The organism is Ruegeria sp. CE12 (assembly GCF_056537525.1).
Genome location: NZ_JBQFRS010000006.1, coordinates 63,214 through 86,373, shown reverse-complemented (window position 1 = coordinate 86,373; position 23,160 = coordinate 63,214). Strand labels below are relative to the sequence as shown.

Annotated in this window: 25 protein-coding genes; 11 read left to right on the top strand and 14 right to left on the bottom strand. The window is 55.1% G+C overall.

The window, feature by feature from the left end:
* The first annotated feature begins 435 nt into the window (after positions 1 to 435).
* The 8 genes from rfbC (at position 436) to ACR0IO_RS15100 (ending at position 7,386) form a co-directional block, all read left to right on the top strand.
* Positions 436 to 996 carry a dTDP-4-dehydrorhamnose 3,5-epimerase gene (gene rfbC / locus ACR0IO_RS15135; protein ID WP_170334694.1) on the top strand — a complete coding sequence of 187 codons (561 nt, stop codon included), beginning with the start codon at positions 436 to 438 and terminating at the stop codon, positions 994 to 996.
* A 2-nt stretch (positions 997 to 998) separates the two neighbouring features.
* Positions 999 to 2,036, top strand: coding sequence for a dTDP-glucose 4,6-dehydratase (gene rfbB / locus ACR0IO_RS15130; RefSeq protein WP_155149481.1), 1,038 nt, complete (start codon positions 999 to 1,001; stop codon positions 2,034 to 2,036).
* On the top strand, positions 2,036 to 2,905 hold the full coding sequence (gene rfbD, locus ACR0IO_RS15125) for a dTDP-4-dehydrorhamnose reductase (RefSeq protein WP_480742426.1): 870 nt from the start codon (positions 2,036 to 2,038) through the stop codon (positions 2,903 to 2,905). The genes rfbB and rfbD overlap by 1 nt, the downstream gene beginning before the upstream one ends.
* A 40-nt stretch (positions 2,906 to 2,945) precedes the next feature.
* Entirely contained in the window at positions 2,946 to 3,824 is an 879-nt protein-coding gene (gene rfbA / locus ACR0IO_RS15120) for a glucose-1-phosphate thymidylyltransferase RfbA (RefSeq protein ID WP_480742425.1), read from the top strand.
* Positions 3,825 to 4,236: 412 nt separating this feature from the next.
* On the top strand, positions 4,237 to 4,812 hold the full coding sequence (locus ACR0IO_RS15115; RefSeq protein ID WP_480742424.1) for a TetR/AcrR family transcriptional regulator: 576 nt from the start codon (positions 4,237 to 4,239) through the stop codon (positions 4,810 to 4,812).
* 52 nt (positions 4,813 to 4,864) lie between these two features.
* The gene (locus ACR0IO_RS15110) at positions 4,865 to 6,025 is read left to right on the top strand and encodes an aromatic ring-hydroxylating oxygenase subunit alpha (protein ID WP_480742423.1); all 1,161 of its coding nucleotides are present in this window, start codon (positions 4,865 to 4,867) and stop codon (positions 6,023 to 6,025) included.
* A gap of 81 nt (positions 6,026 to 6,106) precedes the next feature.
* Positions 6,107 to 6,334: a hypothetical protein gene (locus ACR0IO_RS15105; protein WP_155149491.1), complete on the top strand. Its 228-nt coding sequence runs from the start codon at positions 6,107 to 6,109 to the stop codon at positions 6,332 to 6,334.
* Complete coding sequence (locus ACR0IO_RS15100; RefSeq protein ID WP_480742422.1) at positions 6,331 to 7,386, top strand: 2Fe-2S iron-sulfur cluster-binding protein; 1,056 nt, start codon at positions 6,331 to 6,333, stop codon at positions 7,384 to 7,386. The genes ACR0IO_RS15105 and ACR0IO_RS15100 overlap by 4 nt, the downstream gene beginning before the upstream one ends.
* 8 nt (positions 7,387 to 7,394) lie before the next feature.
* Here ACR0IO_RS15100 and ACR0IO_RS15095 read toward each other — a convergent pair whose 3' ends face one another.
* The 8 genes from ACR0IO_RS15095 to ACR0IO_RS15060 are packed head-to-tail and all read right to left on the bottom strand — an operon-like array spanning position 7,395 to position 15,309.
* Positions 7,395 to 8,126, bottom strand: a complete 732-nt coding sequence (locus tag ACR0IO_RS15095) for a metallophosphoesterase family protein (RefSeq protein WP_480742421.1) — start codon at positions 8,124 to 8,126, stop codon at positions 7,395 to 7,397.
* Positions 8,127 to 8,156: 30 nt separating this feature from the next.
* On the bottom strand, positions 8,157 to 9,212 hold the full coding sequence (locus tag ACR0IO_RS15090; RefSeq protein WP_480742420.1) for an aldolase/citrate lyase family protein: 1,056 nt from the start codon (positions 9,210 to 9,212) through the stop codon (positions 8,157 to 8,159).
* A 13-nt stretch (positions 9,213 to 9,225) separates the two neighbouring features.
* Positions 9,226 to 10,026 carry a 2-oxo-hept-4-ene-1,7-dioate hydratase gene (hpaH, locus tag ACR0IO_RS15085; RefSeq protein WP_480742419.1) on the bottom strand — a complete coding sequence of 267 codons (801 nt, stop codon included), beginning with the start codon at positions 10,024 to 10,026 and terminating at the stop codon, positions 9,226 to 9,228.
* Positions 10,023 to 10,877, bottom strand: coding sequence for a fumarylacetoacetate hydrolase family protein (locus tag ACR0IO_RS15080; protein ID WP_480742418.1), 855 nt, complete (start codon positions 10,875 to 10,877; stop codon positions 10,023 to 10,025). The genes hpaH and ACR0IO_RS15080 overlap by 4 nt, the downstream gene beginning before the upstream one ends.
* A complete protein-coding gene (locus tag ACR0IO_RS15075) occupies positions 10,877 to 12,349 on the bottom strand; it encodes an NAD-dependent succinate-semialdehyde dehydrogenase (RefSeq protein ID WP_480742417.1) in 1,473 nt (490 codons plus the stop codon). Before ACR0IO_RS15075 ends, ACR0IO_RS15080 begins: the two co-directional genes overlap by 1 nt.
* 9 nt (positions 12,350 to 12,358) lie before the next feature.
* Positions 12,359 to 13,342 (bottom strand): 3,4-dihydroxyphenylacetate 2,3-dioxygenase, encoded by a 984-nt coding sequence (gene hpaD, locus ACR0IO_RS15070; protein WP_480742416.1) that lies wholly within the window; start codon positions 13,340 to 13,342, stop codon positions 12,359 to 12,361.
* Positions 13,343 to 13,395: 53 nt separating this feature from the next.
* Positions 13,396 to 14,907 carry a 5-carboxymethyl-2-hydroxymuconate semialdehyde dehydrogenase gene (gene hpaE / locus ACR0IO_RS15065; RefSeq protein ID WP_480742415.1) on the bottom strand — a complete coding sequence of 504 codons (1,512 nt, stop codon included), beginning with the start codon at positions 14,905 to 14,907 and terminating at the stop codon, positions 13,396 to 13,398.
* 3 nt (positions 14,908 to 14,910) lie between these two features.
* Positions 14,911 to 15,309, bottom strand: a complete 399-nt coding sequence (locus tag ACR0IO_RS15060) for a 5-carboxymethyl-2-hydroxymuconate Delta-isomerase (RefSeq protein ID WP_480742414.1) — start codon at positions 15,307 to 15,309, stop codon at positions 14,911 to 14,913.
* A 107-nt stretch (positions 15,310 to 15,416) separates the two neighbouring features.
* On the opposite strand from ACR0IO_RS15060, the gene hpaR reads away from it, so the two are divergent.
* Positions 15,417 to 15,857 carry a homoprotocatechuate degradation operon regulator HpaR gene (hpaR, locus tag ACR0IO_RS15055; RefSeq protein WP_155149505.1) on the top strand — a complete coding sequence of 147 codons (441 nt, stop codon included), beginning with the start codon at positions 15,417 to 15,419 and terminating at the stop codon, positions 15,855 to 15,857.
* A gap of 86 nt (positions 15,858 to 15,943) precedes the next feature.
* Here the strand turns inward: hpaR and ACR0IO_RS15050 are convergent, their stop codons facing one another.
* From ACR0IO_RS15050 to ACR0IO_RS15025, 6 genes are read right to left on the bottom strand one after another with little or no spacing between them, the layout of a single operon-like run.
* The gene (locus tag ACR0IO_RS15050; RefSeq protein ID WP_480742413.1) at positions 15,944 to 16,765 is read right to left on the bottom strand and encodes a TonB family protein; all 822 of its coding nucleotides are present in this window, start codon (positions 16,763 to 16,765) and stop codon (positions 15,944 to 15,946) included.
* The gene (locus tag ACR0IO_RS15045; protein ID WP_155149509.1) at positions 16,762 to 17,157 is read right to left on the bottom strand and encodes an ExbD/TolR family protein; all 396 of its coding nucleotides are present in this window, start codon (positions 17,155 to 17,157) and stop codon (positions 16,762 to 16,764) included. The genes ACR0IO_RS15050 and ACR0IO_RS15045 overlap by 4 nt, the downstream gene beginning before the upstream one ends.
* Positions 17,154 to 17,525 carry an ExbD/TolR family protein gene (locus ACR0IO_RS15040; RefSeq protein ID WP_480742412.1) on the bottom strand — a complete coding sequence of 124 codons (372 nt, stop codon included), beginning with the start codon at positions 17,523 to 17,525 and terminating at the stop codon, positions 17,154 to 17,156. The genes ACR0IO_RS15045 and ACR0IO_RS15040 overlap by 4 nt, the downstream gene beginning before the upstream one ends.
* Positions 17,515 to 18,183 (bottom strand): MotA/TolQ/ExbB proton channel family protein, encoded by a 669-nt coding sequence (locus ACR0IO_RS15035; RefSeq protein ID WP_480742411.1) that lies wholly within the window; start codon positions 18,181 to 18,183, stop codon positions 17,515 to 17,517. Before ACR0IO_RS15035 ends, ACR0IO_RS15040 begins: the two co-directional genes overlap by 11 nt.
* A gap of 3 nt (positions 18,184 to 18,186) precedes the next feature.
* Positions 18,187 to 18,627 (bottom strand): hypothetical protein, encoded by a 441-nt coding sequence (locus ACR0IO_RS15030; protein WP_480742410.1) that lies wholly within the window; start codon positions 18,625 to 18,627, stop codon positions 18,187 to 18,189.
* Positions 18,628 to 18,647: 20 nt separating this feature from the next.
* Positions 18,648 to 20,636 (bottom strand): TonB-dependent receptor domain-containing protein, encoded by a 1,989-nt coding sequence (locus tag ACR0IO_RS15025; protein WP_480742409.1) that lies wholly within the window; start codon positions 20,634 to 20,636, stop codon positions 18,648 to 18,650.
* A 323-nt stretch (positions 20,637 to 20,959) separates the two neighbouring features.
* On the opposite strand from ACR0IO_RS15025, the gene ACR0IO_RS15020 reads away from it, so the two are divergent.
* Positions 20,960 to 22,390: an NfeD family protein gene (locus tag ACR0IO_RS15020; protein ID WP_480742408.1), complete on the top strand. Its 1,431-nt coding sequence runs from the start codon at positions 20,960 to 20,962 to the stop codon at positions 22,388 to 22,390.
* The gene (locus ACR0IO_RS15015; RefSeq protein WP_480742407.1) at positions 22,390 to 23,157 is read left to right on the top strand and encodes a slipin family protein; all 768 of its coding nucleotides are present in this window, start codon (positions 22,390 to 22,392) and stop codon (positions 23,155 to 23,157) included. The genes ACR0IO_RS15020 and ACR0IO_RS15015 overlap by 1 nt, the downstream gene beginning before the upstream one ends.
* The last annotated feature ends 3 nt before the right edge of the window (positions 23,158 to 23,160 follow it).

The window sequence follows — 23,160 nt, the reverse complement described above, 5'->3', positions numbered from 1 at the left end:
AGAGGTGCCATCTCTGCCGGTAGGTTCGCTGCACTGTGCCCATGTCTTTGCTGACAAAGGGCATTTTCGCGCTGATGCTGGTGTGGGAACTTGCCTTTCTTCGACGTTATGCAGGTGTTGTTTCGCCGCAATCACTCAGTGGGATCATTTGACAATCACGGTTGCGCATCTTCTAACATGTGTTGTAACAGCCGACCAACTTTGCGTCTTGGATGCCGGAGGTATAGCCACTGCCGAGGTCACCCACAGACTCGCGGCCAGAGTGGAGATTGACTAAAAGTGATATCAAAGTGATACAGCTGGGCGCGCATCATGGACGTTGTAACAGGCGTCAGTCATCCGGATAAAGAACGATAGTCGAAGCCTTCTTTCTTGCAAGTATAAGAGGGTTTTTACGAGAAAATTTAATGTACTGCACCCGAAGTGGAGGGTCCTGTGAAAGTTACACAAACCGAGTTGCCCGGAGTTCTGTTGTTAGAACCCGCCCGTTTTGGCGATGAGCGCGGCTTTTTCTCAGAAAGCTGGAACCGCAAGACGCTGCTCGCTGAAGGAATCGACATCGATTTTGTGCAGGATAATCATTCACTTTCAGCGACCGTGAATACTGTGCGGGGGCTGCATTTTCAGTCACCTCCACATGCGCAGGCCAAACTGGTCCGCTGCGGTCGTGGCCGGTTGTTCGACGTTGCTGTCGATGTCCGTAAGGGGAGCCCGACCTATGGCAAGTGGATCGGGGTTGAACTCAGCAGTGAAAACGGCAGGCAGTTGCTGATACCCGAAGGTTTCCTGCACGGTTTTGTCACGCGCGAACCTGATACCGAAATCGTCTATAAATGCACAGATTATTATGCGCCGGAATGTGACGGGTCCGTTCGTTTTGACGATCCTGATATCGGGATCGACTGGGGTCTGACGGCTGATGCTGTTCTGTCTCAAAAGGACAAGGATGCGACTTTGCTGAAAGACTTTGACAGCCCATTTGAATACGAGGAATGAACATGAAGCTACTGATCACCGGCGGCGCAGGTTTCATCGGTTCAGCTGTTGTGCGTTTGGCCATCAGCAGGGGCCATGAGGTTATCAATCTTGATGCACTGACTTATGCGGGGCGCCTCGAGAATGTAGCGCCAGTAGCGGACAGCCCGCTTTATCATTTTGAACAGGCCGACATCAGAAACCGGGCTGATCTGGATCGGGTTTTTGCAAAGCATAGCCCTGATGCAGTGATGCACCTTGCCGCTGAAAGTCATGTTGACCGTTCAATCGATGGTCCGGGCGATTTCATCGAAACCAATGTGACCGGCACCTATAACATGCTCGAGGCAGCGCGCAGCTATTGGGTGGGGCAGGGGCGTCCGGACGATTTCCGCTTCCATCATATCTCGACGGATGAGGTCTATGGCTCGCTTGGTGAAGACGGAATGTTCACCGAAGAAACCCCGTATGATCCGCGCAGCCCGTATTCGGCATCAAAAGCATCATCCGATCATCTGGTTCGCGCCTGGCATGAGACTTACGGTCTGCCAGTGGTTCTGACCAACTGCTCCAACAACTACGGTCCTTACCATTTCCCCGAAAAGCTGGTGCCGAAAGTGATCCTCAATGCCATTTCCGGCAAAGAGATACCGGTTTACGGGCAGGGACTGAACGTTCGTGATTGGCTTTACGTCGAAGACCACGCAGACGCGCTGTTGTGCGTTCTGGAAAAAGGCAAACTTGGTCGCAGCTACAATATCGGTGGTGAAAACGAACGATCCAACATCGAGCTGATAGAAACGATCTGTCGGCTGCTGGATCAAAAGCGCCCGGGTTCTGAACCTTATGAGAAGCTGATCACCTTTGTGACCGATCGCCCGGGTCACGATGCCCGTTATGCGATTGATCCCGATCGTATTCGCACCGAGCTGGGCTGGCGCCCGTCGGTTACTGTCGAGGAAGGTCTTGAGCGTACCATCGATTGGTATCTGGCAAACGAGGACTGGTGGCGTCCGCTCCTGGATCGCGAAGGCGTTGGCACAAGGTTGGGGCACGGCTGATGGCTGCTCCGCTCCTCGTATTCGGCAAAACCGGACAGGTTGCGCATGAACTGACTTCGTTGGCACCCGACGCGGTATTCCTGCCCAGATCTGCTGTCGATCTGTCAGATCCCGAGGCTTGTGAAGCGGCAATCCGCAAACACACACCGCGCGCAGTGATAAACGCGGCTGCCTATACTGCCGTGGACAAGGCCGAAGAAGAAGACGCACTCGCTCATGTCATCAATGGCGAGGCACCTGCCGCCATGGCGCGTGCAGCCGCCGCGCTTGTTTGTCCGCTGGTACATATTTCTACCGATTATGTCTTTGACGGACAGGGTGAGACCCCGTGGTCTCCGACCGACCCGGTGGACCCGCAAAATGCGTATGGCCGGTCCAAATTGGCGGGGGAGAAAGGTATCGCCGCTTCGGGCGCTACATATGCCATTTTGCGTACGTCCTGGGTGTTCTCGGGACATGGCAACAATTTCCTCAAAACCATGTTACGGCTTTCGGAGACGCGCGATGCGTTGTCGATTGTGGATGACCAGATCGGTGGACCAACGCCAGCCCGCGCCATTGCCGAGGCCTGCCTGGCGATTGCCGAGCAGCTATGTGAAGATTCCGGCAAGAGCGGGATCTACCATTTCTCTGGCGCGCCCGATGTCAGCTGGAAAGATTTCGCCAGCGAGATTTTCAGCATTGCCGGTCGCACCGTTGATGTCACCGGGATTCCGACGGCGGATTATCCGACGCCTGCCACCCGCCCGATGAATTCGCGCATGGACTGCAGTACGACTCAGGCCGTGTTTGGCGTGCCACGCCCGGATTGGCGCGATGCAACACAGACCATTGTTGAACAACTGCGGCAGAAGGGTGAGATTTCATGAGCGACTTCTCAAAAATCCGATTAGCCTCAAGGAGCGAAACGTGACAGATCGCAAAGGTATTATTCTGGCCGGTGGTTCCGGAACACGGCTGTATCCGATCACGATGGGCATCTCAAAGCAGCTTTTGCCGCTCTATGACAAGCCCATGATCTATTATCCGATTTCGGTGCTGATGTTGGCTGGCATTCGCGAGATTGCGTTAATCACTACGCCTCAGGATCAGGAACAGTTCAAGCGGACGCTCGGGGATGGCAGTCAGTGGGGCGTTTCTCTGACATATATCGTACAGCCATCGCCTGATGGACTAGCGCAGGCGTATCTGCTGGCAGAGGATTTTCTGGATGGTGCGCCCTCGGCTCTGGTTCTGGGCGACAATGTCTTTTTTGGTCACGGATTGCCGGATATTCTGGCAGAGGCTGACGGCCAGCAAGACGGCGGCACGGTGTTTGGTTATCACGTGACCGACCCTGAGCGATATGGTGTTGTCAGCTTTGACGAGAACGGCTCGGCCGTGGAGATCATTGAAAAGCCGGAAGTGCCCCCATCGAATTATGCGGTGACAGGACTGTATTTCCTGGATGGCGATGCGCCAAAGCTTGCGCGCGAAGTGAAGCCGTCCGAGCGGGGCGAGCTTGAGATCACCACTTTGCTCGAGATGTATCTGGAGGCTGGTAAGCTGACCGTTAAACGGATGGGGCGTGGTTATGCCTGGCTCGATACGGGCACTCATGCCAGTTTGCTGGATGCCAGCAATTTCGTCCGCACCCTTGAGCAGCGACAGGGTTTGCAGACCGGCTGTCTTGAGGAAATCGCCTTCAGTCAGGGATGGATCAGCGCGGATGACATCGCAGAACGCGCTGAGATGTTCAAAAAGAATGCCTATGGCCGGTATCTGGCCAATCTGAATGAGCCAAACTAGTCCGTGCCGTCGGGGCGGATCTGGTTGCTAAGTACTCAATGAGGCCCGCAATTTTTGCGGGCCTCTAATGATAATCCACATGGACTGCAGGTCTGGTTTGTCGTGACGGGTGCTGGCCTGGCTGTACCTCCTGAAGGCAGCTGCGGATCCAGACAAATATGATCTTTATTTATTGCTTCTGCTGACTTGGTCAGTTCTGGCTGCAAAACTTAGGTTTTTGTAGCCAATGGGGTTGTTTGTTTTCCGAGAACTTGGTGACCTATTGAACTTTGGTGACGGCTGTGCGGCATGGACACGTGCCTGAATTCAGGTTCTTCTGAAACAATACCGATTATCGTCAACATTGACAATTTACTGTGGCCAACTATGTATAACTCCGACAAATGATGGAATTTCGATGCCGCGACCAAGTTTGAAAACACAACGTTCCGAGGAAATTCTGAACGCGTATATGACGTGTGTTGCACGTTTTGGGCTTGAAGGTGCCACGCAAGAAAGAATTGCGGAAGAGGCGGGAGTAAAGCGCCCATTGCTGCGTCACTATCTGGGCAATCGAGATCAAATGATTGAGGCGCTTAATGAGCATGTGGTCGGGACATTCAATGCTCTGACGGGAGAGCTGGATCAGGTATTGCAGTACATTGAAACCAGCGATCAGTTGGTCGAAGTCCTGTTCGCCAGCGATGGTGCTATCGATCCACGACTGATGACCGTTTGGCAATCTTTGACGGCATCCGTTGGGGATTACCCCTCCCTTGCTCAACCACTACTGGAGACCATGGTGCGGTTTTTGGCAGTGCTCGAAGAGACATTGAAACGAACATGCCCCGATGCAGATGCCGAGCGCGTTCGCGCTGTGGCGCAGGGCGTATCTTCGATTTTTGTATCATTTGACTCTCTGTCACCCCTGAAACCACCAGAGACATGGCGCGACGAGCTGAAAAGCGCGGCCCTCTTGCTGACAAGCAGTCTGGAACCAAAAAAATAGAGCTTTGGCAATTCAAAACACGTGCCATCGATCTTGGCTGAGGAGCCATTAAATGACCCGAATGTACCACCGTCTGCCGGTTGAGGCATACACCTCAAAGGATTGGTTTGATGAAGAACAACGCCTGATTTTCTCGCGGACATGGCGATTTGCCGGGCTGGCCGAGGACGTTCCTGAGCCGGGGCATTATATCTCGGTGCAGGCGGGCCTGAACAATATCTTTATCGTGATGGGGCGGGATCGTCGTTTGCGCGCGTTTCACAACATTTGCCGCCATCGCGGCACTCAGTTGATCCGCGCGGTGGGCAAAACACAAAAGGCTCTGACCTGCCCCTATCACGACTGGACATATGACCTGGAAGGCAACCTGATTTCGGTGCCAGATGAGGCCAGAGAGTTCCCGAACGGTGTTGACAAGAAGTGTTTTGGTTTGAAACCGGCGAGTGTCGATATCTGGCGGGGAATGCTGTTCGTACATCCAGATCCAGATCCGCCATCTCTGGCAGAATGGTTCGGTGCGGTTGACCCGTATCTCGGACCTCACAAACCGGAAGAATTGGTCGAATACCCGGATTCAGCCAGCTCGTATGAGATCAGGGCGAACTGGAAGATCGTCGTCGAAAACTATATCGATGTCTATCACCTGAGCCATCTGCATTCGAATACGTTGTATATGTATGATCACGCCAAGGCCGAGTATGGCTGGAAAGGTCCTCATTATCATTTCTGGGAACCGCCGGCGCCGGACTATGCGGAAGATCTGGAAAACAACCTGCCGTTTCCGCGTGTCATCCCCAAACCGCACTCGGGGGCGTGGGTGCCGATGCTGTTCCCCGGGATTGGAATAGGGGCAAGTGAAGAGAGCTGGAATCTGTTCATCATCACCCCACTGGCACCTGATCTGACGCGAATCCAGAACCGGAGCAAGCTGGCTAACGTCTCGGGCTGGGAATTCCAGAAGCAACAATGGAACAGTTGGGGATTCTGGAAGGGTTTTGGTGGGCCCAAATACGAAGGCGATGACGCCATTGATGAAAACGATCCGATGGCGTCGGGTGATTTCACCGCCGAGGATGTCTATGCCTGTGAACAGCAGCAGAAATCCCTGTACAGCCCGTATCTGGAAATCGGGCCTTCCGCGGTTGGGGAAAGTCCGATTACGAACCATCAGCAGGCAATTCTGGATTTCATGAAGGCGCAAGAGGCGTCTTGAGACAAGTGAAAAACTGCGAGTTCATCAGGCTGATTGTTCAACTCGCTTTGTTGCCGGCCTTGAACTTTAGATGGGGTAGCCATGATACTGTTTTTTCTTTCTAACCTGATCTTTCTGGCCAGCTTTGTCTGGTTGATGCTGAGCGGTGCCGGCCTTGTCATGTGGGCGGGGTGGGTTGTCGCCTGGTTTGCTGTCGACTACGCGGTCATGTGGATTACCGGATATGAACCGCCCAACTGGATCTGGGGCGCAATTCTCGCGGTGCTGGGCGGCCTTTGGGTGATGTTAGGTGCAGGATACGTTGCATGACAGCCGCATTCTTCAAACTGAGTGTAACTGACATTCGCGAGGAAATTGGCGGTGACGCTACAAGCGTAATCCTGACCGTTCCGGAAGAGGCGAACGATCAGTTTCAATGGCAGGCGGGGCAACATCTGCCCTTGCGGTTTATGATCGACGGGCAGGAACATCGCCGCTGTTACACGATCTCGAACCCACCGGGTGAAAATCTGCGTATCACCGTCAAACGAACCAAAGGTGGTGTGGTTTCAAACTATGTGGCTGATCGGCTGAAGGTTGGCGATATCGTTGAATCTCAGAGGCCGGATGGACGGTTTGTTCTTGAACCGGGATCGTTGAAACGGCGCACGCATTACTTCTTTGGCGCGGGCAGTGGTATCACCCCACTATATGCGATGATCAATGCAGTACTGACTGATGAACCTTATTCGGTTGCGTATCTGATTTATGGCAACAAATCCCACAAGAGCATCATCTTTCACGAAGAACTTGATGCACTGGCAGCAGAATACCCTGAACGTTTCACTGTTCGGCACATTCTGTCCTCGCCTTCGATGTGGACCTGGTTTTCACCATGGCGCTCTGGTCGGGTAGACGCCGAGGCGATCGCGGCTGCGATCGATGAGTCACCGCCAGTCGCGCAGAACGTACAATATTGGATCTGTGGACCAGGGGAGATGAACAAGGCAACTCGAGCTGCATTGCTGGCGATGGACGTGCCTGACAACCGTATTCACTTGGAAAGCTTTGGTGGCGCAGGCGCCATTGACACAACGGTCAAAGGCATCGCTGCGACAGCTTCGATTACTTTGGACCGTCAGGAGCATACGGTTCAGATTGCTGCGGATCAAACCGTGCTCGAAGCAGCCCTCGCTGCGGGTTTGCGTCCAGACTATAGCTGTCAGTCGGGCGTTTGCGGAAGTTGCAAGGCGAGGTTGAAAAAGGGCAAGGTCCATATGCGTGCGCAGATGGCCTTGGATGACGAAGAGATCGCGCGCGGCGAAATCCTGACCTGTCAGAGCGTTGCTGAATCGGATGCGCTGACAATCGAGTATCCTTGAGTTTCGGGCTAGCGGGTGAGTGGTTTTCGGCCGACCTGATCCAGAACCCAACACCGGGTGCCCTCGAACACGGCGGCGGTAAGCGCATTCCCGTATCCCGCACCCGTATCCAGATTGATCCGGTTGCCATGATGTTCGGGCATGGTCACATGGGTATGACCATGGACGACGAGTTGGGGGTGTGGCTCGCGGTAGGTCAGAAACTCATCGCGTATCCAGATCAGATCGTCGGGATCTTGTTGATTCAGTGCGATACCGGGTCGAATACCGGCATGCACAAACAGAACCCCATCTTCCTGATGAAGGGTCTTCAGCCCTGCCAGAAACTCCAAATGCGCTTTAGGTACGGCGTTTCGAGCTTGGGCATGAACCTGATAGATCCGATCGCCTTCAGCAACGTCCACCCCATAGGATTTCAGCGTTTCGATCCCTCCGATCCGGGGATGAAGCCAGTGGTATCCGACCAATAAACGGGCATCGTTGCGAGGATACTCTTCCATGAACATGGAACACATCTGATCGTGATTGCCGCGCAGGAAGATCCAGTTTCGACCGTCTGCTTGTCCGCGCAGCAACAAGTCTATTACCTCACGGCTTTGTGGTCCGCGATCCGTGTAATCGCCCAGAAAGACAATCCTGGCACCCGCTCCGCCGTCCTGTTCAATCCGTGCCAATGCCTCCTGCAGCATCTCTAGCTGGCCATGGATATCTCCGATGGCGTAAACGGGATTGGGTGCCAATCGATCGTTCCTTTCTGGCCTTATCTTGCGCTAATCAGCCCATTCGATTTTGAAGTCTTCGCGGAAGGCAAATCGTATCAGATGGCTCTCAATCACGTCTTTCCATTTTGTGATATCACCCCGAGGACCAGTTTCAGCCTGAATATTCAGATGGATGTCGTCGGCAGTCATTGAGACCCGATAGCCATCGGTGAACGACACGCTGCCCTGATGCGCATCAAACGACGCTTCGGCCTTATGGGACCAGTGCTTGCACAATTGCTGCAGATATTTGCTGGCCGAACCGGTCTGGGCGACACCAGACACTTTTTGGTTCGGCAATAGGGCAAGCGCGTCATCCGCCGCCTTGCGTATTGCATTGGCAAACAAGTTCACATCAATGCTGGTGGCGACAAATGTTGCACCCAGATCCAGGCATTTACGCTGCAATACTGGATCGAGCGTCAGAATACCGGCAGCTTTACCCGACGCAACGATCAGGCTTATCGCGTTCAAAACGGCCTTTGTTACGTCCGGATGACCGGCCTCACCAATATGTCCCATATCCGCTGCGAGATCTGATGGCCCGATGAAAACTCCGTCTACTTCGGTCTCCAGAATATCGTCCAATGCGTCCAGACCAGCGCGGTTTTCAACCTGGACCAGCAGGCAGATCTGTTCGTCGGCAGTTTTCAGATAGTCAGGGATCGCAGCAAAGCGTGATGCGCGTGCAAGTGCAGACCCGACACCCCGGACGCCAAGTGGCGGATATTGTATGGCCCGAACCAGCTCTCGGGCCTGATCGCCGCTTTCGACCATCGGCACCAGAATGTTCTGAACACCCGCATCCAGATACTGTTTGATCATCCAGGTCTCACCGACTGGCAGACGTGCGATTGGCACACTGCCCGAACCTTCGATCACACGCACCTGGTCAAGGATCGAGCGTAGATCGTTGGGTGCGTGTTCTCCATCGACCAACAACCAATCAAACCCTGCGGTCGATGCGATTTCAGCAGCATAGGCATTGGCCATCCCGATCCAGCATCCAAGTTGAGGCTGACCTGCTTTCAGAGCGGCTTTGAACATATTCTTTGGCGCGGGCATGTGTGGCGCTCCTTCAGGCGAAGTTGATATCGACCGATCCGAACGGCCCGAAATCCGCGTGAATCTCGGTGCCTGACGGGCATTCGACGGGGCGAATGAAGCTGCCCGACAGGATGACCTGACCGGGTTCGATGCTTTGGCCGTATTGCGCCATGCGTCGTGCCAGCCAGACAACGCTTTCAACCGGATCGTTGAGTACACCTGCACCCAGACCGGTCTCTTCAATCTCACCATTTCGGAACGTCAGCGCCCCGACCCAGCGCAAATCAAACACATCGATGGCGTGTTGTTCGGCTCCCAAAACGATGCCCGCGTTGGCAGCATTGTCACTGATCGTGTCAAAGACGGTCCGGGATTTGCCTGTTGCAGAATCTACCCGCTGAATGCGCGTGTCGAGGATTTCGATTGAGGGCGCAACATAGTCTGTTGCGGCAACTATATCGTCGCGCGCAACGTTTTCCCCACCGACGGCTGACTTCATGACAAAGGCGATTTCCGCCTCGATCCGGGGCTGAATGAACCGGCCTGCAGGCACCGTATCACCGTTGTCGAACGCCATGTCATCGAACAGTATGCCACTGTCGGGGATGTCGATGTTCAGCGCGTATTGCATTGCCTTCGAAGTAAGCCCGATCTTCCATCCGATCACCTTGCGCCCCTCGGCCAGTTTCTGGTGATAGATGGCGTTCTGCACCTCATAAGCGTCGTCCATTCCCATCTCAGGGTGGCGCAGCGTGAGCAAACCGATCTGCTCACCCGTGCGTTCGGCTTCCAGCAGATCTGCTGCGGCACGGACGTGATCTTCGGGTGTCATACCTGTTCATCCTCAACGGTGTTTCGCAATTTACCGATCCCATTGACTGAGATTTCAACGACATCACCCGGGGCAAGGTATTTGGGTGGGTCAAACCGCGCGCCGGCACCCGTGGGCGTGCCGGTGACGATGATGTCGCCAGGTTGTAGCGTCATGAAGGTCGAGATGTACTCGATCTCGCGCCGGATCGGGAACATCATGCGGTTCAGCGTGTCGTCCTGACGTAGTTCACCATTTACGCGGGTTTGAATGCGGGCGTCATCCAGCTGCGCCGCGTCGGTGAACGGCACCAGCCACGGGCCAATTGCGCCCGAGTTGTCCCAATTCTTGCCTTGTGTGACGTTGAACTTGGCGTGCCGCACCCAGTCACGGATCGTACCCTCGTTGCACAATGTCAGTGCAGCGATGTGATCATAGGCATCTTCCTGCGAAATCCGCCGCCCGGCTTTGCCGATTACGATGGCCACTTCGCCCTCATAGTCCAGAGTTTGGTTCTCCGGCGGGCGTATCATCGGGCGATCATGGCCGGTGAAGCCGCTGGCAAAGCGGGGAAACAGCGACATGTATTTTGGCTGTTCACTACCATCTTTGTATTCGGCATTTCGGTCCGGAAAGTTCACCCCGACGCAAAGGATACGGCGGGCATCGGGCATGACCATTTCATAGGTGAAATCCGTGTGGGTAACCGGCTTTCCTTCTGCTGCTTTAGCCAGCTGGTCGAACTGCCCTGCGGCGATCACTTCATAGAGGCTGCTGTGACCCGGGAAGGCGTCATTCAACGCAATTGCCCCCTCGTCGGTGATTGCACCGAAGTAGGTTTCGCTGTTGGCAGTGTAGGTGGCAAAGCGCATCAGACCTCCTCGGCGGCATCGATCCCGCCCATGCACAGATATTTGAGTTCCATGAAGTCATCCAGACCATGGCGCGATCCCTCGCGGCCCAGCCCAGACATTTTAACGCCGCCAAAGGGAGCTTCGGCGGTTGAGATCAATCCGGTGTTGATGCCAACCATGCCATACTCAAGCGCTTCAGAGACGCGCCAGACGCGGGCCATGTCACGCGAATAGAAATACGAGGCCAACCCAAACTCGGTATCATTAGCTGCCGCGACGACCTCGGCTTCGGTGTCGAACCTGAATAGCGGCGCGACCGGGCCAAACGTTTCCTCATTGGCCACAGCCATATCCGGCGTTACGCCGGTCAGAATGGTGGGTTCAAAGAAGGTGCCGCCAAGAGCATGCGGTTTGCCACCAAGCGTGATCTGAGCGCCCTTTGATGTAGCGTTGGAAATATGTTCGGTCACCTTGTCTACGGCGGCTTGGTCGATCAACGGACCAAAGATGATACCTTCGTCAAACCCGTTTCCGGTGGGCAGGGTCGCGACCTTGGCGGCGAGCTTTTCAGCAAAGGCGTCATAAACCCCGGACTGCACGTAAATTCGATTGGCACAGACACAGGTCTGGCCGTTGTTGCGGAATTTGGCGACTACAGCACCTTCGACGGCAGCATCCAAATCTGCATCGTCGAACACGATAAAGGGCGCGTTGCCGCCCAGCTCTAAACCCAGTTTCTTGATCGTGGGCGCGCATTGCGCATAAAGCATCGCACCGATCTCGGTCGACCCGGTAAAGGTCAGTTTTTGCACGATCTTGTTCGACGTCATCTCGCCGCCGATGTCGCGGGCTGAGCCTGTGATGACCGAGAACAAGCCATTGGGCAGTCCCGCCCGCTCAGCCAATACTGCCAGTGCAATTGCCGAGAACGGGGTCTGGCTGGCGGGTTTCAGCACCATTGAACAGCCCGCTGCAAAGGCTGGCCCTGCCTTGCGCGTGATCATAGCGTTGGGGAAGTTCCATGGTGTGATTGCGGCGACAACACCGATGGGTTGTTTAATCGTGATGATCCGCTTGTCTGGCGCATGGCCGGGCGTGACGTCACCATAGGCGCGCCGGGCTTCTTCGGCGAACCATTCGATGAAGGAGGCGCCATAGGCGATTTCACCTTTCGCTTCAGCCAGCGGTTTGCCCTGTTCAGCAGTCAGGATCGCGCCCAGATCGTCCTGATGCGCCATCATCAGCTCAAACCAACGACGCAGGATCTGGCTGCGGTCTTTGGCCGTCCGCTTTGCCCAGTTTTTTTGCGCGATTTGAGCCGCTTTGATGGCTGCGCGTGTCTCTTCAGCCCCCAGATTGGGAACATATCCAATGATATCGCCTGTAGCCGGGTTGGTCACGGCCAAGCCGTTTTTGGCATCGGCCTCAATCCAGTCACCGCCGACAAGGGCTGCCTGACGCAGCAGCCCGGGATCTTTCAGTTCCAGCATTCCAGTCCCTTACGGCGCAATGATGGGTGAGGCGGCAAGATCAGCCTCTTTCACGTCAACACCGACAAAGGGTGTGCCGTGCTCGAACCAGCTGCGCGGGGCAGGGGCTCCCCAGAGGGTTTGGCGCTGCGGATCTTTCAGGTCCCATTTGATCGGCTCCAGATCAGGATCGACGGTCTGGTAATCCGAGCAATAGATTTCGATGCGGTGACCATCGGGGTCGAGGATGTACAGGAAGAATGCGTTTGAAATACCATGCCGCCCTGGTCCGCGCTCGATATTGTCGACGTAGCCGGTCGTGGACATCAGATCGAGCAGATCAATGATATTAAGCGGCGTTGGCACCCAGAACGCCACGTGATGCATGCGCGGGCCCGTTCCGTTGGTGAATGCCATGTCGTGAACGCCACCTTTGCGATGCATCCATGCGGCCCACAGACGTTTGCTGTCTTCATCCTCGGTGTATTCGGTCACGCGGAACCCGAAATCGCTGTAGAAAGCGACGCTGTCGTCGACATTGGTCGAGAAACAGTTGAAGTGATCGATCCGCAGCGGCTTTACCCCACGATAGAGCGCGTATTTCTGATGGATCGGTTCCAACCGGTCCATCTTGTGATAGAATTCCAGCGGGATTCCCATATTGTCCGAGGTCAGGAGTGTCCGCCCCTGATAAGGACGCTCAACCCATTCGGTCGGACGGCTCTTGGCTTTGAAGTATGCTTCGGCCTGGTCCAAGTCCGCTTCATCGAAGGTTTTGAACCCCATGACTTCGACGGTGCCCGGTTGATCTGATTTCTGCAGGATCACACAATGATGACCACGCTCTTCCATGGCGCGCAGATAGACATGGGTGTCGCTCTCGTCTGAAACCTGCAGGCCCAGAACTTCGGAATAGAACTTACGCGATGCGGTCAGATCACTAACATTCAGGCAGACATGGCTCAGGCGGATCGTGTTGAAATCAGGATACAGATTGGGGGCGGGAACGGGCATTGAAGCCTCCTGGAGTTGGTGTGGTTTCGCGCGTCTTGGATCGGGGCCTGCCGTTAGAGCTTGCCCAATTGCATGATCTTGTGCTGGCCAGTGGCAAAGCCGATGTGCTTTTGCTCCATGTAGAATTCAAAACTCCAGTCACCGCCGTCGCGGCCGATGCCCGATGCTTTGACCCCGCCGAATGGTGTGGGCAGGTGGCGTACATTCTCCGAGTTCACCCAGATCATTCCGGCCTCGAGCTTGTCGGTAAACCGCAGCGCGCGCGTCAGATCATTGGTCCAGACATAGCCTGTCAAACCATAGGGTGTATCGTTGGCAATCCGCAGGGCTTCATCTTCGGTTGTGAACGGGATCGAAGTCAGGACAGGGCCAAAGATCTCTTCCCGCGCAATGCGCATATCGTTGCTTGCATTGGTGAACAGGGTGGGGCGTACAAAATAGCCTTCGTCGCCTACCTTGACCCCTCCAGCTGCTACGATTGCGCCATCTTCTTTGGCGATGTCGAAATAGCTGGTGACCTTGTCGTAATGTTCCTGGGTGACCAGCGGGCCGATTTCGGTCGCCGGATCCAGCGGGTGACCGACCTTGATATTGTTCACCCGCTCGATCAGTTTCGCCTCGAATTCTTCCTTGATCGTGTCCTGGATCAACAGGCGTGAAGATGATGTGCAGCGTTCACCGTTGATCGAATAGATCATGAAAATCACGGCATCCAGCGCCCGATCCAGATCAGCGTCGTCGAAGACGATGACCGGGTTTTTGCCGCCCAGTTCAAGGTGGTTTCGTTTGTGAGTATCGGCACCCTGTTTCACGATCAGGCTGCCGGTGCGGCTTTCGCCCACAAAAGCGATCGCTTTCAGCAACGGGTGTTCGCACAGAGCTTTGCCTGCATCGGGCCCGTACCCGTTCACGGTATTCAGCACACCTTTGGGCAGCCCCGCCTCTTCTGCGATCTCAACCAGCAGCCTTGCCGTCAGCGGCGAGTCTTCGGCTGGTTTGTGGACAACTGTACAGCCTGCGGCCAGCGCAGGGGCAATCTTCCACGTGGACAGCATAAACGGTGTGTTCCATGGGGTAATCACACCCACCGGCCCGATTGGTACCCGGCTTGTGACATTCATCAGCGTCGGGGATTTCAGATGCTGCCCATCCCGCGCCTGAACAACCTGATCGGCGAAGTAGCGAAAGTTCTCTGCACCGCGCAGGGCCGCTTTGGACATGAAGCGGATGGTCTGGCCGGTGTCCCAGCATTCGCACAAGGCAATTTCTTCGGCTCGTGCCTCGATCGCATCGGCGACATTCAGCAGGATTTTGCGGCGTTCGGTGGCTGGCATGTCGCGCCATTCCGGAAAGGCATCAGCGGCGGCTTTGGCAGCGACATCTATGTCCTGTGCGGTGCCATGTGCCACATCGCAGATCACTGACTTGTCGACCGGTGATGTAGATTGGAACACGCCTGCTGTGCCGTCCTGATCTTTGCCAGCGATACGGTTCTTGATCCCGCCTTGCCTGAAGCGCGCCAGATAGCCGGTCAGTTTTTCGATATTGGTGTCCAGTGCGCTCATGCGTCAGGTCTCCTGAGTGCTTGGTCCCAAATGGTCACGGATCGTGCCGGTTTTGGGTGAAAGGTCGGGGTCGATGTCGCGCATTTCGAACGATAGCGCGATGGAGTATTGCGAGAAGGCCGGTGCCAGATACGCCTTTACGGCTTCGAATATCTGTTGGGCAGCATCCTGTTTGACTTCGTCAGGGCGCCCGGCGCGCAACCGGATCGAGATATCAATAAAGCCATGATCAGGGTTACCATCGGCGATGGAGTAGTGATCGACCCTTGTTGCGCGCACGCGGATGCCGGGCATGGGAAAGGTATCAATCTCGGCTGCGGTTGACCGGATGCATTCACACAGGCCAGCCATGTCGATCCGATCCTCGAGATTGCCGGAATATTCGACGTGGAAGTGGGGCATGTGGTCTCCTCTAATTAGTAAACATGTTTAGTAAATGATATCGATCCTGTCAAGAACTTGCTTTGTTAATCTTTGCAATTCCTGGATCAGGCCTCTAGAACGCGGATATGACTGTACAAAGCCATACCACCAGCACCTCGCGTGCTTTGCCCATCGCCTTGCTGCGCGCGCGCGAAACCGTCATGGCGCCGATCCGCGACATGTTGCAAGGCATCCAGCTGACCGAGCAAAAGTGGAGAATCCTGCGCGTTCTCGATGAGATGGGAGAAGTGGAGCAGAGCACGATCTCGAAAGAGGCCTGCCTGTTGCTGCCCAGCCTTACCCGTATTCTTCGGACGATGGAGGCCGACGGTCATGTCACCCGTCGTCAGGACAGTCAGGACAAGCGGCGCACCATGGTAACGATCACTGATAGTGGTCGCCTCATACTCGAAGAGAACCTTGCGACCTCGCTGGCGATTTACAGCAGCATCGAACAGCAGATGGGGCAGGAGAAGCTGGATCAGCTACTGGACCTGCTTGAGGAGCTGCAGGCGGTCAGGGTCTGATCCCCTAAGGCGATCGGCTTGCGCGTTGGGCTGGACACTAGTTTCAGCGTACGAAGAATAGAGATGTATTCAAGGTTGTTGGTTTGCTACTTTCCAACAATTTTTATCGTGAATTCCCGTCTTGCAGATGCCGGAGGAGGAGGAAAAGGAGCCGCGGCTTTTACCTGTGCAAGTGCGACCTGATCCAGTCGCTTTGATCCCGAGCTGCGGCTTATCGAGGCCGACATCAAGGAGCCGTTATCGGCAATGCGAAATGATACCAGCGCCGCTCCTCGGATGTTAACGCTTTTTCGGCGCGCGCGCATGATGGCACGCTTGACCAGTCCGGCATAATTACTCGCCTCGGCATTGCCTTGCTTTGCGGAATTGACCTTGGCTTTTTGCGCATTTGCATCACCTTTGCTTGTCTCGCCGGCCTCACTGCCTTTTTTGGCATTGTTCTGAGAATTTCCCTGCTGCGCCGCGACCTGATTTTTTGCCTCTGGTTCGGGTTCTGGTTTTTTGACTTTGCTTTGCTCTGGCGCTGCCTTTGGTTTGGCCTGCTCGACTGGTTTCATGGCCTGTTGTCGCGTGGCCGGTTTTCGAACGGCAACGACAGGTTTGGCTGAGGCGGTTGCTGGTGCCGGACTGGCTGCAGCAGCGATCTCTGGTTCCATCACCTGCTTGGAAGGGTCTACAGGTTTTGATTGTTCGGGTGTTTCAGCGGTATGTTGTTTGGTGACTTCAGCTGCTGCTGCAGTTCCCGCTGTGTAGTCTTCAAAAGAGGAACCCAACGCAGCAACCTCAACAGATCCACCGCCTTCGATCTGTATCTCTTCCTTTGCTGAGAAATCGTGCAGCGCAACGCTGTGGGTTGCGAGGGCCAGCAGGACGGCGATGATGGCCGCAGTACGGGAACTCGGGATCATTGCAGCGCTCTTTCAGTGACGACGAAGATCTTTTTGGCCCCAAGGCCGCGCAATTCTGTGCTGACCTTCACCAGCTCGGTTGCTGGCAAGGCCCGATCCGGGACGACCCGAACGCTATCCAGCGGCAATTCCAGCGCTGCACGATCCACATATGCGCCAACCGAGGTCAGTTCGGCACCACGATATTCGAGAACGCCGTCAGCTCGGATCACCAATGCATCCGGCGGTTCGCGCCCTTCCAGATCCCGTGTCTCTGCAAGCTGCACAGAGTTGCTTAGTGGCGGCGCGATACTGCCCGCGATCATGAAGAAGACCAGCATCAGAAAGACGACATTGATAAGTGCAATTGTCGGCTCTTTGGCCTGATCAGATTTTGGATCAAGACTGATCATCCCAGCACCCGTGTCTGTAGCATCTTCATGGGGCGCAGCACCGTCAGCAGGTCAATAAGTTGCTGCGAGCTTGCTTCTTTTTCGAGACTGATCAGCACCGTCTGCTGCTTGTCACTTTGTAAAGCTGCCCCAATCTGGTCGAGGAGTAGGGGTTTGCCATCAAGTGTGATGCGCTCGGCCTCGAGTTTCAGAAAGCGGATGGTGCTTTCCTGTGTGCTGCCACCAGCCCCTGCCGAAGTCAGTTCGATTTCGCCAAACTTTGAAAAGGTCGAACTGAGCATGAAGAACAGCAGCAGCAAAAAGATGACATCGATCAGCGATGTCAGTGACAGGCGCTTGCGCCGCTTTTTTCGGGTATCAAGCGCCATGAGCCAGTTTCGTGGTCGCGAGGGTGGCGCCCAGTGGTTCCTCTGCCGCGTGACCGGGTGCAAAGATCGTCCGCAGAGCCCGGTTCGCAAAAATGCGTTCGCGTCGCATACGAGCCTCGAACCAGGTCAGGATCAAAGAGGTGGGCATTGCCACCGCCAGACCTGCGGCGGTTGTCATAAGGGCTACCCAGATACCGCCTGCCAAAAGCGAAGGGTCCACCGCGCTTCCGGCGCCCTGAAGCTCCTGAAAGGCTTCGATCATTCCAAGTACTGTTCCAAACAGCCCCAAAAGAGGTGCGAGTTGTGACACCATATCCAGAACATTCAATCCGCGTTCCAGCCGGGCAAAGCGGTCTTCGGCCTCGGCATCGACGCGGTCCGAGAGTGTCTGATCTCCGCCTGAAAGTGCCATCCGGACCACAGGTTCCAGATAGCTGCGGCTTTTGCGTAAATGGGCCAGCGCTGCGTCGCGGTCATGTCTGTCCCAGGCTTCAATCGCGAGAGAGAGCTCCAGATGGCGTCCAACGCCCGCAACTTTATATTGCCACAGCTTATACAGGACCAATGACAGCGTGGCGATTGATGCGGCGATCAGAATGGCGACAACCGGGCCGCCAAGTTCGAGTATTTCCAGTAGGGTATTGTGAAGATCTGACATGGGTTAACCAATCATCTCTGTTTCAAGCCGGCTTTTGAGACGCAGACCATCCATACAGGCGTCTGTCGAATTGCCGTTAATCTCGCAGGTCGCTGCGCCGTTGATCAGAATTCCTCCGATCTGGTCGCACTTTCTGTCGTTAAACTGAAACTGTCTTACCCTCGGACGTCCGGTGGGTAGTTCCGCGAAGTCGAGCAGAGTCAGCAACGAAACCTCTCCCTCTTCGCCGAACAGGACGACCTCATAAACAGCTGAGGAAATGTCATCCGGATTGCTGTTCTCGATCAGAAAATTCAGCAGGCAGCCGTCGTCTTTGGCTTCCGCCGAACTCAGTTCGATCATAACACCCGAGGGTTCCTGAGCTGCGGCAAATCCTGCCCCTGTGATCAGGGGCAGGATTGTCGGGACCGCTCGGACAATGTTGCGAAAATGGGTTTTCTTCATTGTCGGTCCTTTCGATTGAATCAGAAGGTTTTCGCCAGTGTCAGCTTGAAGTTGCGACCTGGTGCATTTCGGGTCGACAGATAAGGCAGGTAGTTCTTGTCCAGGATATTCTCGATCCCGACGCGGAACTCGAAACCTTCAAGGGCACCTTCTTGCGGCAGGTAGGTTGCGCGCAGTGTATTCACACCATACCCGGCAGCCAGAGTACGGCCGTTGGTTTGAACAGCTTTGGCACCCAAGATTTCCCAGCTTACATCCAGCGTTTCACCAAACCGTTTGCCGAGTGTAAGGCGGGCTGTGTCTGCCGGTTCGTTGCGCCAGCGGGATTCAGCCCCGGTGTTGGTGGTTTCTGTCGCGTCCGTCACGTTGGCATTGAAGTCGACGTAGAAGCCGCTTGCATGTGCATAGGAGGCTTCGATCTCAACGCCCTGAGCGTTGACTTCGTCAAGATTACGATACGACGTGATGTCCCGCAGGGTTGTATCATACAGGTTGACTTTGGCACGTATAACGTCACCAGAGGAAAACACATCGCCACGGTCATATGAGAAGCCAGCTTCCCAGGTCGTCGATTTCTCGGGCTGGGTCATGAACAACGGAGTTCCAAGATCGTCGATGATCGGCAGATTCTCCGTATAGGCACCGCTGGCAAATACCGCGAAACCACTTTCGAATTCGTAACGTGCCGACAACCCGCCCATCAGGGCATTGTTGTTGTAGCTGGCGTTGTCCGGCGGGCTTTGGTCCGCGTCGCCTTTGATCGATTGGGTCTCGTAGCGAATGGCGGGTGTGATTGTCCAGTTTTCACCTACCTGCATGTCGTCAACTGCAAAGAATGCAAATCGACGATCCGTTCCACCGGGCGCTGCAAACGCATCAAGCCGTTCGCGGTTGATGTATTCAACACCGACGCGCAGGTCGTGATTGACTATTCCGGTCTGGAAATAAGCTGTGTTCTTGACCGTCAGCTTAGTCGTTTCATACCGGTGATCGGCGTCCAGCAGTGGCGAAGGACGTCCTACGGCAGAACTGTCGATTTGCTGATCCGAGTAGCTCAGATTGACGTCAAGATCGATCAGATCATTGTCTGCAGGTCGATATTGATAGCGCAAGATACCAACAGCCGTCTCGATATCTCTGTCGACATTCCCGAAAGCACCGGAAGTCGTTCCAAACGAGTCGTAAGGGACATCTCTTTCCTGAGAGGTCGAGTTGTTCCAAGACGCGGTCAGAGAGTGCTCGAAATTGTCACCGAATGAGTATTTGGCTTTCGCAAGGTATGACGGCAGCTCAAATGCACTGTTTCCGATGGTTTCGCCGCCGCCATCTTTCTGATCGCTCTGTTCGCGGTGAGTGTAGTTCAGCAAGAATTCATACTGCTCGGTCGGTTGCCATGCCAGAATGGATGAGGACAGGAAGCCATCGCCATTTGATGCTCCGCCAAAGGTTTGTCGGAAGCGGAAGCCAGGTTGACCTCCGGTGAAGTCAGAGGCGTCTTTGGTTTCAAGCAGAATTGCACCACCAACAACGCCGGATCCGTACTCGAATGAACCTACGGTGCCGCGTAGAACCGATACGCTTTTATAAAGCTCCGGATCGGTGAACAGCTGGTTGCCGATGCGATAGAGTTCTTCGGCACCGGTGGTCGCGCCATCGACCTGAATCAGAACTTTCTGGTCGGTTCCGAATGTACCATTCGCACCGAAGCCGCGGATATTTATACCGGACCCCTGAGGCGTCGAGCCATTCACAAGCGTCACACCAGGAACCGAGTCGATCAGTTCTGCAACAGTGTTGGCCTGCCGATCATTGATCTCTTCCTGATCAATGTTTGTGATCGGAATTGCCGTGTCTGTCTGGATCTCACGTTTACTTTCACTCAGTTCCAAGGTGCCCAGGAAGCCATCTTCCTGTTCTTGTCCCTGTTCCTGCGCCAAAGCCCCTGCTGCGATTATGCTCAGGCAAGAGGCTGTGCCCAAAAGCCTCATCATTCGAAATTGTGCACGCATTTCTGTCCCTTCGATACACACTTGGACCGGAAGGGCTTGCACTAAGCTGGCGGTGGTCTGTTTTGGTCTTGTTTTCTGAATCACTGTTCAGTGACGTGGGACCGTTAATAAAGCTTACTAAAATAGTCAACAAACAATCTTTATATCAATATTGACTACGCAACGTCCGGCAGCGGCCTGTGAGGTCACAATGGATGCAGCGGAAGTATAGCCTTGCGATCAATCTTGTGACCGTGGCCACGCGCTCGAATAAGCAGCGCAAATTCTGTCGGTGATTTGAGACCACGGCGGATCGCTCTATCTTATGTTCTGGAGAAGCAGAGATGGAGCTTGCGAAGCAACAGCTACGATTCCTCTGTCTTATCATTCTGGCCTTTCTGTCAGCAGACCGTTTAGATGGTCAGGTTGATACGGCAGAGGCAACTGAGAACCGCGTGTTGCACACGGTGATAGAAGGACCAATTGGTCCGGCAACCGTGCATCATGTTGCCCGCGTTCTTGAGGGCTCAAGGAACCAACCAACCTCTGCTGTCGTATTTCAGCTCAACACCCCGGGAGGGCTGGCTGACGCAACGCGCGAGATTATTTCCGAGATACTGCTTTCACCAGTTCCGGTAATTACCTATGTCGCGCCTCCGGGTGCCCATGCCGCCAGCGCAGGTACCTATATCCTCTATGCCAGCCATGTTGCGGCAATGGCACCGGGAACCAATCTGGGTGCGGCCACACCAGTTGCAATTGGTGGTCTTCCTGGTGGCTTGCCTGGGCAACCCCCCGATGCTGCGGACGAGAAGAGTGACGAGACTGAAGAGGGTACCTCTGACGATCCGCTGGCCCCAAAGGATGTCATGTCGGCCAAGGCCACAAACGATGCGGCGGCCCTGATCCGCAGCCTGGCTGAATTACACGATCGCAACGCAGACTGGGCCGAAAGTGCGGTGCGGCAAGCCGAGAGTCTGTCTGCAGCACAGGCACTGGAACTGAACGTTATCGACCTGATGGCTTCGGATTTGCATGCGCTGTTGCGGGATGCGGATGGGCGCAGCGTGGTGATGGGTGAAACCCGAGAAACGCTGAAGGTTTCAGGTCTGCCCGTGGAACGGATCGAGATGGGGGCAGTCACACGCATACTCAGCATCCTTTCAAACCCGAACGTGGCATTGGTGCTGATGATGTTGGGTGTTTATGGCCTGATATTCGAGTTCTGGAACCCTGGGGCTGTTGTGCCCGGAGTGGTTGGTGCGATCTGCCTGACGCTGGGGCTCTATGCGCTCAATCAACTGCCTCTTGATTACGCCGGGCTGGCACTTATCGGCCTTGGTATCGCATTCATGGTGGCCGAAGCTTTCTCTCCCAGTTTCGGGGTGCTGGGGCTGGGTGGGATCATCGCCTTCTCTCTGGGGGCAGCAATGCTTGTGGACACGGAAGTCGAGGCCTACCGTGTCTCGTGGTGGCTGATCGGTGTCATGGCGATGGTCAGCGCATCGATCCTGGCTGTACTTCTTGGATATACGATTCAGACCTACCGGCGTGCGCCGGTTACGGGCGCAAACCGGATGATCGGGGCGCCAGCGCGCGTATTGGATTGGTCCGATGGGGTCGGGTTTGTTTGGGTTGAGGGCGAGCGCTGGAAGGCCGACGGAAATGCCGACTTGCGGCCTGGTCAAGAGGTGCGCGTTTTGGGGGTCGACGGGCTAACGCTGCGTGTCGGCCCGGCGATGGACAAGCAATCTGAAACTGGTGGAGGGGTTTGATGATGCAAGCATTCCAGTTTGAATGGATCGCCTATCTCATCGCGTTGGTGCTGGTCTTCCTGTTCCTGCAGGCAGCAATCTACATCTTTCGGGAGTATGAGCGTGGGGTGTTGTTCACTCTGGGGCGGTTCACACGGGTTTCGGGACCGGGCTTTGTTCTGATCATTCCGGTGGTACAGCAGCTTGTGCGTACCGACCTGCGTATGTTCGTGGAAGATGTGCCCAGTCAGGACGTGATCAGCCGTGACAATGTCTCGGTCAAGGTTAACGCGGTGATTTACTTTCGTATCGTCGATCCGCAGCGGGCAATCATCAACGTGGCTGATTTCCGGGCCGCCGTCAGCCAATTGGCACAAACTACTTTGCGGTCGGTTCTGGGCAAGCACGAACTGGACGAGATGCTGGCTGAGCGGGACAAGCTAAATGCTGACATCCAGGAGATCTTGGATCGCCAGACGGACGCTTGGGGCGTCAAGGTAGCGAATGTCGAAATCAAGCACGTGGATATTGACGAGAGCATGGTGCGTGCCATTGCCAAACAGGCCGAGGCTGAACGTTTGCGACGGGCACGGGTCATAAATGCACAAGGTGAGTTTCAGGCGGCGTCGAAACTGGTCGAAGCGGGCAAACTTCTGGCGACCCAGCCAAACTCCATGCAACTGCGCTATTTCAACGCTCTCAACGATATCGCCGCAGATGGTACAACGACGGTCGTGTTTCCTTTGCCTATTGATCTGTTGCCCAAATCTTCAAAGTCCGACGTTTGAAGC

Excerpts from the sequence above, each read along its gene's own strand:
- rfbB (WP_155149481.1), top strand. The coding sequence starts at position 999 with ATGAAGCTACTGATCACCGGCGGCGCAGGTTTCATCGGTTCAGCTGTT.
- rfbD (WP_480742426.1), top strand. The coding sequence starts at position 2,036 with ATGGCTGCTCCGCTCCTCGTATTCGGCAAAACCGGACAGGTTGCGCAT.
- ACR0IO_RS15110 (WP_480742423.1), top strand. The coding sequence starts at position 4,865 with ATGACCCGAATGTACCACCGTCTGCCGGTTGAGGCATACACCTCAAAG.
- ACR0IO_RS15105 (WP_155149491.1), top strand. The coding sequence starts at position 6,107 with ATGATACTGTTTTTTCTTTCTAACCTGATCTTTCTGGCCAGCTTTGTC.
- ACR0IO_RS15100 (WP_480742422.1), top strand. The coding sequence starts at position 6,331 with ATGACAGCCGCATTCTTCAAACTGAGTGTAACTGACATTCGCGAGGAA.
- ACR0IO_RS15090 (WP_480742420.1), bottom strand. The coding sequence starts at position 9,212 with ATGCCCGCGCCAAAGAATATGTTCAAAGCCGCTCTGAAAGCAGGTCAG.
- hpaH (WP_480742419.1), bottom strand. The coding sequence starts at position 10,026 with ATGACACCCGAAGATCACGTCCGTGCCGCAGCAGATCTGCTGGAAGCC.
- ACR0IO_RS15080 (WP_480742418.1), bottom strand. The coding sequence starts at position 10,877 with ATGCGCTTTGCCACCTACACTGCCAACAGCGAAACCTACTTCGGTGCA.
- ACR0IO_RS15075 (WP_480742417.1), bottom strand. The coding sequence starts at position 12,349 with ATGCTGGAACTGAAAGATCCCGGGCTGCTGCGTCAGGCAGCCCTTGTC.
- hpaD (WP_480742416.1), bottom strand. The coding sequence starts at position 13,342 with ATGCCCGTTCCCGCCCCCAATCTGTATCCTGATTTCAACACGATCCGC.
- hpaE (WP_480742415.1), bottom strand. The coding sequence starts at position 14,907 with ATGAGCGCACTGGACACCAATATCGAAAAACTGACCGGCTATCTGGCG.
- ACR0IO_RS15060 (WP_480742414.1), bottom strand. The coding sequence starts at position 15,309 with ATGCCCCACTTCCACGTCGAATATTCCGGCAATCTCGAGGATCGGATC.
- hpaR (WP_155149505.1), top strand. The coding sequence starts at position 15,417 with ATGACTGTACAAAGCCATACCACCAGCACCTCGCGTGCTTTGCCCATC.
- ACR0IO_RS15050 (WP_480742413.1), bottom strand. The coding sequence starts at position 16,765 with ATGATCCCGAGTTCCCGTACTGCGGCCATCATCGCCGTCCTGCTGGCC.
- ACR0IO_RS15045 (WP_155149509.1), bottom strand. The coding sequence starts at position 17,157 with ATGATCAGTCTTGATCCAAAATCTGATCAGGCCAAAGAGCCGACAATT.
- ACR0IO_RS15040 (WP_480742412.1), bottom strand. The coding sequence starts at position 17,525 with ATGGCGCTTGATACCCGAAAAAAGCGGCGCAAGCGCCTGTCACTGACA.
- ACR0IO_RS15035 (WP_480742411.1), bottom strand. The coding sequence starts at position 18,183 with ATGTCAGATCTTCACAATACCCTACTGGAAATACTCGAACTTGGCGGC.
- ACR0IO_RS15030 (WP_480742410.1), bottom strand. The coding sequence starts at position 18,627 with ATGAAGAAAACCCATTTTCGCAACATTGTCCGAGCGGTCCCGACAATC.
- ACR0IO_RS15025 (WP_480742409.1), bottom strand. The coding sequence starts at position 20,636 with ATGCGTGCACAATTTCGAATGATGAGGCTTTTGGGCACAGCCTCTTGC.
- ACR0IO_RS15020 (WP_480742408.1), top strand. The coding sequence starts at position 20,960 with ATGGAGCTTGCGAAGCAACAGCTACGATTCCTCTGTCTTATCATTCTG.
- ACR0IO_RS15015 (WP_480742407.1), top strand. The coding sequence starts at position 22,390 with ATGATGCAAGCATTCCAGTTTGAATGGATCGCCTATCTCATCGCGTTG.